This is a genomic window from Sodalis sp. dw_96 (assembly GCF_018449575.1).
GTDB lineage: Bacteria > Pseudomonadota > Gammaproteobacteria > Enterobacterales > Enterobacteriaceae > Acerihabitans.
Map to the genome: position 1 here is coordinate 370,766 of NZ_JAAVUT010000002.1, position 13,077 is coordinate 383,842.

Sequence of the window (13,077 nt, forward strand, 5' to 3'; positions counted from 1 at the left end):
GGTTTTTGCCGCCGATCACTTTTTTGACGATATAACGCCAAGACAACTCCTCGCACCACCTCGCCACCTCAACGTTGTTTCACCTTTCAGAATCGATTAATCCATCAGCGGCGATGCTAGCGGAAAGGCATTCGCCACCGCAAGACATTAACTGTTGCAAAGGCTTGCGATAACTCCTTATCGTCGCTGAAGGTCTCTGCAAAGTGTGACCGCGCTTAAATCTCGCAAACAAAATTTTACCTATTCTCGCAGGGGGGAATTGATTAGCTATGCTTAGCAATAATATCAACGTAAGGACGATGATATCCATGAGCCTGCCCACCCCTCAGGTGCCAGCGCTTTCCGGTCCGCAACGTCGCAGCCATTTGCTATTGATGCTTTTCGCGCCATTGCCATCATTGTCGCTGGTCTCGCTTTCAAGATATAACGGCGAGGATTTACCCACGACGCGGCGTGACCTTGTCCATATCGAGAGTGAGGTGCGACGTATCTACCATCTCTCTCTGATGGTAGGGCATGACGGCAATTACCGGATCGAGGGCAACGTTTTAAACAAACGGCTTTGCCTCATAGAGGGTATGCGCCGTACGCTACGTCTTTGCCCGGATAAAGTGAACCGCTACTTTTGGCCGCTGCAACAGCATCAGTGGTTACGGCTGCCCGCCGCTTTTCAAATTCCCGCCGAACGATTGGATGCAGCCATCGCCGGTTACACCTCGTTATTGGAAAGACCGCCGTCCGTAAGCGATCTGGCTTTTCTGCATCTCTATCTGCGTTATGTTCTGATGCAATGCCATTTACGGGAGCAGCCGGAATTCAATCAGCATCAATTGCAATGGTTGCGGCAAAAGTGCGAATACCGGCAGGTATTGGACATTTTTCGTTTATGGCCCCTGCCGGAGAGCGAATTGATTGGCTTCACCCTGTTGGCCCGGCTGTTGAAGACACCCAACCAGACCGGGGTCCGTTCCGACGATGACCGACGTCTCCTGCTGGAAGTAATGAATATCATCCGGCGGTTCGAGCAGGTGGCGAGCATGCGCTTTCATCAGCCGGAAATGCTGGGAGCACAGCTGTTTTCCCACCTCAGCGCCGCTTTGGAGCGCTGTCATTTCCATGTCGGCATCGACAATAGCCTGCAACTGGAGGTGGAGGAGAAATACCCTCGTCTGATGCGCACAACCCGCGCGGCGGTAATGCCTCTGGAAGCGGCATACCGGATCCGTTTTCCCCGCGAGGAGCTGGGACTTATCGCGGTTATTTTCGGTGCCTGGCTGATGCAGGATAACGATTTGCAGGAAAAACAGGTGGTGATTCTGACCAACAGCGAGGGAGACAAGGAAAAAACGCTGGAACTGCAAATTCGCGAGTTGACCCTATTGCCGCTGAATATCAAATTCCAGTCCCTCGCCGAATTCCAGGTGCGCGGCGCGCCTAAAAACACCGTCCTGGTTATTTCGCCGTTTTCCCTGCCGTTACCCCTGTTTTCGCCACCGTTAATGTTGGTGCGATTGCCGCTGGCACAGGCCCAGCAGGAGCGCATCCGTCAACTGTTGGAAGCGTAACCTTTTAGATGACTGAACGAATCTTTGTAAATAGCAGGAAATGCCATCGATACCGGACTTTAATTTGGAATCTATATCATGTTAAAAATTGAAAAAAACGCTCATTACCGGAAATCATGGCTTTATTTTGATTAGTGGGTTCCCTAATATGCGTCACCCCCTTGTTATTGATTAAGTATATTAATGAATTCAGTTAAAATAAATCAAAATGCCTTACCTTTTCATTTTCATATAAACTCTTCTGGTAAAAATTATTCAGTACAAAAAAAATAAAAACCATCATTTCCTGGGCCTACCAAAGCCGTTGAACGAGGTTTCCAATATTACTTTTGGCTTTGCCGAGGCAATAAAACGTTCAGTCTCGACATTAACGCAATGCCTTCCCGCCCTGTTATTTTTTTCGCTGCCGTTGACCCAAGCGCGAAATCTACCGGTTGTTGGAAAAAAAATGAGCAGGATGATTATAAAACCTCGGGTAAAAAGCTCCACCAGGCATCATCGCTATTACAGCAGGAAAAAAACATTCACTACCCAAAACAATCTAACGGAAACATGCGGATTAAAAATATACCGCAGGCTATCACAGCCGGTCTTTATCAGTACTCTGCATTAACTTCACACGGTCATTATAGTGAACAGCTTTCGCATCTGAAAAATAACAGGGCGGATGATAAGCCCTATTCAGCCGCGCCCTCTTCCTCGGCCCTTGCCGCTACAACAGAATGGAGCATCAGGCAGCTACCCCACTTTGATCCCAATGAGCATTATCTGATAGCGGGAGATAGCGATAATCCCTCTTCCATGGTGCTGTTGAAAGAGCATCGCAGTCATACTACTGATTCCTGGCTCCACTATGTAGTGGACCCTCAAGATTTGGCGCAAATGTTTTCGCACCCATCGACGGAGCCATCCGATGCGACACGGCACGCGCCGCTTAAAGGCCGATCAGGGCACAGGCGGCACATCAAAAACAGACCGACGGGCCCGAACGCTAATGCCGAATTGATTGTCTCCGGCGCGGTGTCCGGTCAAGGCAAAGGGTCACAGAACGATGGGGTGGAGCGCAGGACTGACAAGGCAAACAAGAGCAATAATCATAATATCCGCGCCCGATGAGCGGGGATTACAGTGGACCCATGACCATAAAAGCTATTTAAGGATAAAGGGGCGCTATGTGGAATTAATCCAAAACAAGAATAAACGCAATAGGTATTACATTAAAACAGAGCACAAAAGAAATAGAATTAACATAAAATTTCATAATAATAAATTTGTAGTATCTTCTCAACGCAGCGGCGCCAAAAAAAATATCACCACGGAAAAAAGGGAAATACTTCTATATTAATTGACGTTTCCCCCCGCAATAGCATTTTGCGGGGGGAAAATAATTCGGCTAATCAGGCATAGACCGGATAATGGGCACAAATAGCCAGGACTTTTTGCTTGGTGCGTTCAATGACCGCTTCGTCGTGAACATTATCCAGTATGTCGCAGATCCAGCCGGCCAGCTCACGTACGTCGCTTTCTCCAAAGCCGCGACGGGTGACCGCCGGGGTGCCGATACGGACACCGGAGGTGACAAACGGGCTTTTCGGATCGTTGGGCACGCTGTTTTTGTTGACGGTGATATTGGCACGGCCCAATGCGGCGTCAGCCTCTTTGCCGGTAAGGTTTTTCTCCACCAGGTCCAGCAGGAACAAGTGGTTATCGGTGCCGCCGGAGACAATGTTATAACCACGCTCCAGGAAAACCGCCACCATGGCCTTGGCGTTTTTGGCAACCTGCTGCTGATAAATCTTGAATGCCGGTTCCATGGCTTCTTTCAACGCCACCGCTTTGCCGGCGATAACATGCATCAACGGGCCGCCCTGGCCGCCGGGAAACACCGCCGAGTTCAGTTTTTTATACAGCTCTTCGCTGCCGCCTTTTGCCAGGATCAACCCGCCGCGAGGTCCGGCCAGGGTCTTATGGGTGGTGGTGGTGACTACATGGGCGTGAGGAACCGGATTGGGATAGACGCCGGCGGCAACCAGCCCCGCCACGTGAGCCATATCCACAAACAGGTAGGCGTCGATGCTGTCGGCGATTTCACGCATTCTGGCCCAATCCACGACGCCGGAATAGGCGGAAAAACCGCCGATAATCATTTTCGGCTTATGGGTTAACGCCAGCTCCGCCAATTCCTGGTAATCGATATGGCCGGTTTCATCGATGCCGTAGGGGATAATGTTATACAGCTTGCCGGAAAAATTCACCGGCGAACCGTGGGTCAGGTGGCCGCCGTGGGCCAGATTCATACCCAGCACCGTATCTCCCGGCTGCAATAAGGCGGTGTAGACGGCAAAATTGGCCTGGGAACCGGAATGGGGCTGCACGTTGGCATAGTCGGCGCCGAACAATTCTTTAGCGCGATCGATAGCCAGTTGCTCGACGATATCAACAAATTCGCAACCGCCATAATAACGTTTGCCCGGATACCCTTCGGCGTATTTATTGGTCAGCTGAGAACCCTGCGCCTGCATGACGCGCGGACTGGTGTAATTTTCCGACGCAATCAGCTCAATGTGCTCTTCCTGACGCACCACTTCCTGCTCCATTGCCTGCCACAATTCGGCATCGTAATCTGCAATGTTCATTTCACGCTTTAACATCCGGTTCTCCTGACTCAGCTGACGTAATTCGTAATTCGGCGATTTAGATTCCGAGGGGGTATGGCGATAGTGTAAACTTTTTTGCCCCTGCTCCGATAGGCCCGGACCCGGCTTTTTACGCAAACGTTTCCGTGCTGTCCCGCCGCAGAGCGCGGGGGATGGGGTCCGGAGAACCTTCAGGATATTTTTTCATTGCGGCGGGGCACTTTCTCATGATCAAGAATTTCATGGCGGACAATTTTTGACCGACAACGGCCAACGCCCGGGCGGCATAACGCGCCGGGACGAAGCCGCAAGGTCGCTTTATATCGCTTCTTCGTCCTGCTCGCCGGTACGGATTCGCACTACCCGCGCCACGTCGAAGACAAAAATTTTACCGTCGCCGATTTTACCGGTTTGTGCGGTATGCATAATCGTTTCCACGCAGCTGTCGACGATATCGTCCGACACCACCAGTTCTATCTTCACCTTGGGTAAAAAATCCACCATATATTCCGCGCCGCGATACAGCTCGGTATGGCCTTTCTGGCGTCCAAAACCTTTCACTTCGGTGACGGTCATGCCGGTGATACCGACTTCCGCCAGCGCTTCGCGGACATCGTCCAGTTTGAACGGTTTGATAATCGCATCGATCTTTTTCATTATACAACCTTTCTCAAGCTGATTTGCGGCCTGCGCCGCTCATCATCGGATAAAAGAGAGCCAACTTAATCTTTAAAATCATTAGCGTCCAGCTCATGGCGCGACAAAAGTTTATAAAACTCCGTCCGGTTACGGCCTGCCATACGCGCCGCCTGAGTCACATTTCCCTTGGTAATCTGCAGCAGTTTGCGCAGATAATGCAGTTCAAATTGCAGCCGAGCCTCGACGAAGGTCGGCAATACGGTATTTTCACCTTCCAGAGCCTGCTCCACCAGCGCTTCGCTGATGACCGGGGCGGAGGTCAAGGCCACACACTGTTCTATCACGTTAACCAACTGGCGTACATTGCCGGGCCAGCCGGCCGCCATTAAACGCTTCATGGCGTCGGATGAAAAACTGCGCACAAAGGGTTTATGCCGCTCCGCCGCGGTCCGTAACAAATGGTTGGCCAACAGCGGGATATCTTCGGCCCGTTCGTGCAAAGCCGGTAATTTCAGGCTGACCACATTCAGGCGATAAAAAAGATCTTCGCGAAACTCTCCCTGCGCCATCACTTTTGGTAAATCCCGGTGGGTGGCGGAGATCACCCTGACATCGATATCCAAATCCCGGTTACTGCCCAGGGGGCGTACTTTACGTTCCTGCAATACCCGCAATAATTTTACCTGCAAGGATATCGGCATGTCGCCGATTTCATCGAGAAACAGCGTGCCGCCCGCAGCGGATTGAAACAATCCTTCCCGGCTGCTGACCGCGCCGGTAAACGCGCCCTTGGCATGGCCGAACAGCTCCGATTCCAGCAATTGCTCCGGCAACGCGCCGCAGTTGATGGCGACAAAGGCGTTTTTGCCACGGGGACTGGCGGCATGAATCGCCTGCGCCAGCACCTCCTTGCCGGTACCGCTCTGCCCGGTAATCAATACGCTGACATCTGACTGGGCCACCATTTTGGCCTGTTCCAGCAGTCGCAGCATGATGGGGCTGCGGGTCACGATGGACTCCCGCCAGCTCTCGTCGCCGGCCGGCATGGACAGCAACAGCGCCTCATCAATGGCTTTATACAACGCATCCCGATCCACCGGTTTGGTGAGAAAACTGAACACGCCTTTTTGCGTGGCGGCCACCGCATCGGGTATGGAACCGTGGGCAGTGAGAATAATCACCGGCATGCCGGGCTGGTGGCGCTGGATCTCCTCGAACAGCGCCAGCCCGTCCATTTCATCCATTCGCAGATCGCTAATCACCAAATCAATTTTTTCCCGCGCCAGCAGGCGCAGCGCTTCCTGCCCGCTTTCGGCGGTGGTGACGTTAAAACCCTCGCTGGTCAGACGCATTCCCAGTAATTTCAGCAAACTGGCATCATCGTCCACCAATAACAGATTGGCGCTTTTACGCTGGCTCATGGGTTACCGCTTCCTTTCGCTTCATTGCTTTGCGGCCGGCGCCGTTTTAACTCCGGCGGCTGAACTGCCCCCCGACGGCGGAACATCGGATGCCGGCGCGTCGCCGGCGTCACTGTCGCCACCGTCCGAAATGCCCTGTTTCCGGGCCGACAGGCGTCGTTCAATTTCCGTCAGATTTTCCAGTTTACGGGTGGTTATATCCAGTTTACGTTGCAATTCCACCTGCTGCTGGCGTATTAGCTCGATTTGCGCAGCGTCGGCTTCATGCTGCCGTTGGTTACTGCTGCGCTCATCCGCCAGAATCAGACGCAGCGCCTGTTGCTGACGCCACATCTTAAAGACCGGATACACCGAAGGCGGAAACTGGGAACGAAATCCCAGCAGGCGCTGATAGGTTTGACGCCGTTCGGTAACGGAAATGTTGGCGGAATTCAGCAGGATACTCTCCCGAAAAGAGTCATCCCAGGTGTCTCCCCCCTGGTTTTCGGCCTCAAGCCGCGCCTGCGACGGCGTCATGCGCTCGGCGCACTCCATGGCCCGAAGCCAGTAAGTGGCGTCTTGGACGCGGTCCTCCCCACGGGTTTGCCAAAGCTGCCCGCATTCGGCGGCATTTCGGCCCGGCGCCGCGTTCTGCCGCACCATGGACAATGGCGTTGCGGAGTGCCGGCCGTCCGAATTGCCGCCGCAGCCGGTTAATACCAGGGGCAGCATCAATAGCGGCCCCAACGCCGCGAGGGCAGCGCCGGTGGGCCACGCCAGATGGAACAGACTTTTAACACAGCCGGCAGGTCCGTGGTTCGACGGTGAAAACCGTAAATTCATTGTTATGCGTTCTCGGCGGTTAGGGGTAATTCGATACGAAAGCAAACACCGGCGTAATCTACCGTCACCAGATTAAGTTCGCCGTTCATCCGGCGAATACAATCCCGTGCAATGCTCAACCCGAGTCCGCTGCCTTTTACCGCGCCTTTGCGCTGAATGCGGCCTTGATAGAACGGCTCGAAAATCATGCTCCGCTCCGCTGCCGGTATCGGCTCGCCGCTATTGGCCAGGTCCAGATAGAGCCGTTGCCCCGTCTGGCGGCTGCGGATCCAAATGTTACCGGATTCCTGCCCATAGTGCACCGCATTGGAATAGAGATTATCAAGCACCTGCATTAATAACAGCGGCTGTGCCCGGCAATGTTCGCATTCAAGCGTAACCAGGGTATGAATGTCTTTGGCCCGGGCCGGCAGGCTGTGGGCGGCGATAACCGAATCCACCATGTCGCGCAGGGCGATATCGGCGAACTCTGCCGGACTGTCGGCCAGCTTGCGATTGTAATCCAGCAGTTGCTCGATTAGCTGTTGCAGGTGCCGGCTGCTGCTGTCGAGGATTGTCACCACGTCGCGCTGATCGGCGCTGAGCGGCCCGGCGATTTCATCCGCCAGCAGGGCGGTGCCTTCCCTCAGACTGGCCAGCGGCGTTTTTAGTTCATGGGAGATATGTCTTAAAAACTCATGACGCTGGGATTCCAGCCACGACAGCCGTTCGCTCAGCCACAGTATCCGCTGCGCCAGCGACTGGATTTCACGGGGTCCGCTAAACGTAATGCTGCCGTCCAGCGGACGTCCTTCCCCCAGCCGGTTAATCATTTTTTCCACCATTTTCACCGGGCCGATAATCATCCGGGTAAACAGGGTGACCAATACCAGGCTGAACAGGAAGAGCAGCAGGGCCTGCCAGCCGAAAAAACGACCGCGCTCGGCGATAGCCATTTGCAGTTGCTGGCCGCGGGCGAAAATACTGGTTCGGGTGGCCTGCACCATATCGCTGTTGGCGCGGGAAAAATTCCTGAGCTGGTCTGACGCCGCTTTGCTCGGCCCGCTGTTTTCGCACTCAAGGTGCTGTAGTTGACCCAGCAAATCACGCAGTCTCTGAACATAGCGCGGATCGGGAGGCATACCGCCGTGCGCCGCCAGAATCTGGCCGTATTGGCTCAGTTGGTTTTGATATAGCGTAACCAGGGTCTGGTCATCCAGAACGCAGTATTGACGATAGCTGCGTTCCATTTCCAGCGCCACGCTGCTCATGGACTCGGTGCGCCGGGCATCCACCAGGGTGCTGCGATTGATATCCGCCGCCTGCTCGCTCAGATGGTCCAAACTTTTCCAGGCCTGATAGGCCAGCAACAGCAGGGGCAGCAACACCAGCGTAAAGGCGAGAATAACCAGCTGTCTTAAGGATCGGGGAAACAGACGCCACTTTTTCAAAGAAATCATCCTGTGATTACCGGCCTGAACCCTGCCGATGCTATCCGACTCGCGGTCATGACGAAAGCACAAAATCATGGCCGCCGGCGATAAAACGCCGCCATGGCTTTATCAGCGGGAATAAAATCGCGGCCGCCAGGGCCTTATCGCCAGGCACAAACTCACGGCCGCCATGCCCGGCGCACCACCATAAAAAAAAAGCACCTGCCAAACGGCAGGTGCTTTTTCCAGAATAGGGGGTGCCTCACTCAACGTGTCGCCCGATGTTTGATAAAGTCGTAAGACAATTATCGGTATGTTGGACGATAGGCACCGTTCTTTGGCGTCATTCGGTAGTTATGGAGCAATATCCGCTCTTAGGGAGCAGGGCCGACATATCGAGGTGAATGAGCAACTGGGTAGTATTATGCAGCTATCGTGCCACAAATAAAAGTATTTATTAACTACATGAAAAATATAGATAATATCTCCCGAACTTCCTTGTGAATGCCAGTCGTCGCCAAAAAACGCGGGCCATTTGTCGCTCTACGGAGACACAAAGCCGCTTCAAAAAAAATATTCATAAAATACAACTAATTATCTGTCTCCAATTAGAGACAGATAATTCTTAGATTCATGAAAAAAGCGACACTTATACCCGCGATCGCCGTAACGGCTTAACCTAACTGCTTTCTGGCATTGCGGAAAACACGCATCCAAGGGCCGTCTTCGCCCCACTCTTCCGGATGCCAGGAGTTGCTTACGGTTCTATAGACCCGTTCCGGATGCGGCATGGTAATGGTCACCCGCCCGTTGGCGCTGGACACCGCCGTAATGCCATTTGCTGAACCGTTGGGGTTTGACGGATAGGCTTCGGTGGCATGACCCCGATTATCCACAAAACGCAGCGCCACCAGGCCCGCGCTTTCCAGTGCCGCCAAATGTGACGCATCGCGCACTTCCACCAACCCTTCCCCATGGGAAACCGCGATGGGCAGACGTGACCCCACCATGCCTTGCAGCAGCAGCGACGGGCTTTGCGTCACTTCCACCAGACTGAAGCGGGCTTCGAAACGTTCAGATTTATTGCGCACGAAGCGCGGCCACAGTTCGGCCCCGGGGATCAACTCCCGCAGGTTGGACATCATCTGGCAACCGTTACAAACGCCCAGCGCCAGGGTTTGCGGGCGATTAAAGAAAGCGGCGAAATCATCACGCACCCGCGGGTTGAACAGTATGGATTTAGCCCAGCCTTCGCCGGCCCCCAGCACGTCGCCATAGGAGAATCCGCCACAGGCCACCAGCGCATGGAACTCCTGTAAATCCCTTTCACCCGCCAGCAAATCGCTCATATGAACGTCCACGGCATCAAAACCGGCGCGATAAAACGCCGCCGCCATTTCCACATGAGAGTTGACGCCCTGTTCCCGCAGCACCGCCACCTTGGGGCGCGCGCCCCTGGCGATAAAGGGGGCCGCGACATCCTCGGCGGGATCAAAGGTGAGCTTGACGTTCAGGCCCGGGTCGAGATCGTCTTGTTTCGCGGCGTGCTCCTGGTCGGCACAGTCGGGATTATCGCGTAAACGTTGCATTTGCCAGGTGGTTTCCGCCCACCAAGTCCGCAATGTGGTGCGGTTTTCACTGTAAACCGGACGATCGCCGGCCCGGATGACCACTTCGTCGCCGGTCACGGCGCTGCCGATAAAGAACAGGCAATCCCGCAATCCGTGCCGGGCGAAGACTTCCGCCACCTGTTCGCTGTCTTCGGCGGCAATCTGAATCACCGCTCCCAACTCTTCGTTAAACAGCGCCGCCAGCCGGTCCTGGCCCAAGGCGGCGATATCCACATCAAGACCGCAATGCCCTGCGAACGCCATTTCCAGCAGGGTGACCAGCAAACCGCCGTCTGAGCGGTCGTGGTAAGCCAGCAGCCGTCTTTGCGCCACAAGCTCCTGCACGGCGCGGTAAAAACCGGCCAGCTGTGAGGCATCGCGCACATCGGCTGTCTCGTTCCCCAATTGGCGGTACACCTGGGCCAGGGCGGTGGCTCCCAGGGCCTGATGACCGGCACCCAGATCAATAAGCAGCAGCCGGTTTTCCCCGGCGGCGCGCAGCTGCGGCGTGACGGTGCCGCGCACATCCTCAACCCGGGCGAAGGCGGTAATTACCAGGGACAGAGGGGAAGTGATTTCCCGCTGTTGCGCCCCCTGCTGCCAACGGGTTTTCATTGACATGGAGTCTTTGCCCACCGGAATGGTCAGGCCCAGCGCCGGGCAAAGCTCTTCCCCCACCGCTTTTACCGCATCGTATAATCCGGCGTCTTCCCCCGGATGACCGGCGGCGGCCATCCAGTTGGCGGACAGCTTGATACGCTTGATATCGCCAATCTGCGTCGCCGCCACGTTGGTCAGCGCTTCACCTACTGCCAGGCGGGCCGAGGCGGCGAAGTTCAGCAACGCCACCGGCGCCCTTTCGCCAATGGACATCGCTTCACCGTAATAACTGTCCAGGCTGGCGGTGGTGACCGCGCAATCCGCCACCGGAACCTGCCACGGACCAACCATCTGATCCCGCGACACCATGCCGGTCACCGTTCGGTCGCCGATGGTAATCAAAAAGGTTTTTTCAGCCACCACCGGCAGATGCAGTACTCTTTTTACCGCCTCGGCCAGATGGATGCCTTCCCGGACCAGCGGCTGGCCCGCCGCCGTCAAACGCGTCACATCACGCAGCATTTTGGGGGTTTTGCCCAGCAACACATCCAGCGGCATATCGATGGGCTGGTTGTCAAAATGACTATCCGCCAGGCTCAGGTGCATTTCCTCGGTGGCTTCACCGATCACCGCGTAAGGTGCCCGTTCGCGGCGGCAGATGGCATCAAACTCCCAGAGCTGTTCCGGCGCCACCGCCAGGACATAACGCTCCTGGGATTCATTGCACCAGACTTCCAGCGGGCTCATGCCCGGCTCGTCATTGGGGATATCCCGCAGTTGGAAACGTCCGCCGCGATGGCCGTCGCTCACCAGCTCCGGCATGGCGTTGGACAGGCCGCCGGCTCCCACGTCATGAATAAACAGTATCGGATTGTCGTCTCCCCGCTGCCAGCAGCGATCGATCACTTCCTGGCAGCGCCGTTCCATTTCCGGATTGTCCCGTTGCACCGAGGCGAAATCCAGATCGGCATCCGATTGTCCGGACGCCATGGACGATGCCGCCCCGCCGCCCAGGCCGATGTTCATTGCCGGCCCGCCCAGGACAATCAGCTTGGCGCCGATGGAGATTTCCCCTTTTTGCACATGGCCGTCGCGGATGTTGCCGATGCCCCCCGCCAGCATAATCGGCTTATGATAACCACGCAGTTCGACGCCGTTGTGGCTGTTGACCCGTTCTTCATAAGTACGGAAATAACCGGTCAACGCCGGGCGGCCGAATTCGTTGTTAAACGCCGCGCCCCCCAACGGACCGTCGGTCATGATGTCCAAGGCGGAGACAATGCGATCCGGCTTGCCGAAGTCCTGTTCCCACGGCTGTTCAAAACCGGGTATACGCAAATTGGATACCGAGAAACCGGTCAGGCCGGCCTTGGGCTTCGAGCCCCTGCCGGTGGCGCCCTCATCGCGGATTTCACCGCCGGAACCGGTGGCGGCGCCCGGCCAGGGAGAGATGGCGGTGGGATGGTTATGGGTTTCCACCTTCATCAGGATATGCGCCGGTTCCTGGTGAAAATCGTAGCGGTAATCGCCCGGGTCGGCAAAAAATCGCCCCACCGCCGAACCTTCCATGACCGCCGCGTTATCTTTGTAGGCAGACAGGACAAAATCCGGCGTCTGTTCAAAGGTGTTTTTAATCATTTTGAACAGCGATTTCGGCTGCGCCTGGCCGTCGATAACCCAGTCGGCGTTAAATATTTTATGGCGGCAGTGTTCGGAGTTTGCCTGGGCGAACATGTACAGTTCCACGTCGGTGGGATTGCGGCCCAAACGGGTGAACGCCTCCTGCAGATAATCGATTTCATCGTCGGCCAATGCCAGACCCAGCGCGTGATTGGCATGTTCCAGGGCGGCGCGGCCCTCGGAGAGCATGGCCACCTCCCCTACCGGCGCCGGCGACTGATGCGAGAATAACGCCGCCGCCTGTTCAAATTCGTCGAATACGATTTCCATCATCCGGTCATGGAGCAGCGCCCCCAATTGACGCCACTGCTCCTCACTGAGGGTGGACCCCTGAATATAAAACGCCAGTCCCCGCTCCAGACGCTTCACCTGCGCCAGGCCGCAGTTATGGGCGATATCCGTGGCTTTCGACGACCAGGGGGACAGGGTGCCGGGTCGCGGCGTCACCAGCAGCAGGCGTCCTTGAGGCGAATGCTCAGCCAGGGAGGGACCGTATTTCAACAGCCGTTGCAATCTTGCGCGTTCGTCGGTATTGAGGGGCGCACTCAAATCGGCAAAGTGAACATATTCAGCGTAGGCATCACTTACCGGAAGGCGGGCTTCCTGGCAGCGAACCAGCAGTTTGTTGATACGAAATGCCGACAGAGCGGGCGAACCACGCAGTATTTCCATAATAAAGATCTCTCGTCTTT

At 55.4% G+C, this 13,077-nt stretch carries 8 protein-coding genes; 2 read left to right on the plus strand and 6 right to left on the minus strand.

Features of this window, described 5'->3' with window-relative positions; genetic code table 11:
- Window positions 1-269 precede the first annotated feature (269 nt).
- A complete protein-coding gene (csiE, locus tag HB631_RS04810) occupies window positions 270-1,565 on the plus strand; it encodes a stationary phase inducible protein CsiE (RefSeq protein WP_213990000.1) in 1,296 nt (431 codons plus the stop codon).
- 375 nt (window positions 1,566-1,940) lie between these two features.
- The gene (locus HB631_RS04815; protein ID WP_213990001.1) at window positions 1,941-2,681 is read left to right on the plus strand and encodes a hypothetical protein; all 741 of its coding nucleotides are present in this window, start codon (window positions 1,941-1,943) and stop codon (window positions 2,679-2,681) included.
- A 281-nt stretch (window positions 2,682-2,962) separates the two neighbouring features.
- On the opposite strand, the gene glyA is transcribed toward HB631_RS04815, so the two are convergent.
- The 6 genes from glyA to purL all read right to left on the minus strand — a co-directional run bounded on the left by glyA (window position 2,963) and on the right by purL (window position 13,060).
- Entirely contained in the window at window positions 2,963-4,216 is a 1,254-nt protein-coding gene (gene glyA, locus HB631_RS04820; RefSeq protein ID WP_213990002.1) for a serine hydroxymethyltransferase, read from the minus strand.
- Window positions 4,217-4,519: 303 nt separating this feature from the next.
- Window positions 4,520-4,858, minus strand: coding sequence for a nitrogen regulatory protein P-II (gene glnB / locus HB631_RS04825; protein WP_132926739.1), 339 nt, complete (start codon window positions 4,856-4,858; stop codon window positions 4,520-4,522).
- A 65-nt stretch (window positions 4,859-4,923) separates the two neighbouring features.
- Window positions 4,924-6,261, minus strand: a complete 1,338-nt coding sequence (glrR, locus tag HB631_RS04830; protein ID WP_213990003.1) for a two-component system response regulator GlrR — start codon at window positions 6,259-6,261, stop codon at window positions 4,924-4,926.
- 21 nt (window positions 6,262-6,282) lie between these two features.
- Window positions 6,283-7,083, minus strand: a complete 801-nt coding sequence (locus tag HB631_RS04835; RefSeq protein ID WP_213990004.1) for a two-component system QseEF-associated lipoprotein QseG — start codon at window positions 7,081-7,083, stop codon at window positions 6,283-6,285.
- Window positions 7,084-7,085: 2 nt separating this feature from the next.
- A complete protein-coding gene (locus tag HB631_RS04840) occupies window positions 7,086-8,522 on the minus strand; it encodes a HAMP domain-containing sensor histidine kinase (protein ID WP_213990005.1) in 1,437 nt (478 codons plus the stop codon).
- 647 nt (window positions 8,523-9,169) lie between these two features.
- Window positions 9,170-13,060, minus strand: a complete 3,891-nt coding sequence (gene purL / locus HB631_RS04845) for a phosphoribosylformylglycinamidine synthase (RefSeq protein ID WP_213990154.1) — start codon at window positions 13,058-13,060, stop codon at window positions 9,170-9,172.
- Window positions 13,061-13,077: the final 17 nt, after the last annotated feature.

Excerpts from the sequence above, each read along its gene's own strand:
- HB631_RS04840 (WP_213990005.1), bottom strand. The coding sequence starts at position 8,522 with ATGATTTCTTTGAAAAAGTGGCGTCTGTTTCCCCGATCCTTAAGACAG.
- HB631_RS04815 (WP_213990001.1), top strand. The coding sequence starts at position 1,941 with ATGCCTTCCCGCCCTGTTATTTTTTTCGCTGCCGTTGACCCAAGCGCG.
- glnB (WP_132926739.1), bottom strand. The coding sequence starts at position 4,858 with ATGAAAAAGATCGATGCGATTATCAAACCGTTCAAACTGGACGATGTC.
- HB631_RS04835 (WP_213990004.1), bottom strand. The coding sequence starts at position 7,083 with ATGAATTTACGGTTTTCACCGTCGAACCACGGACCTGCCGGCTGTGTT.
- csiE (WP_213990000.1), top strand. The coding sequence starts at position 270 with ATGCTTAGCAATAATATCAACGTAAGGACGATGATATCCATGAGCCTG.
- glyA (WP_213990002.1), bottom strand. The coding sequence starts at position 4,216 with ATGTTAAAGCGTGAAATGAACATTGCAGATTACGATGCCGAATTGTGG.
- glrR (WP_213990003.1), bottom strand. The coding sequence starts at position 6,261 with ATGAGCCAGCGTAAAAGCGCCAATCTGTTATTGGTGGACGATGATGCC.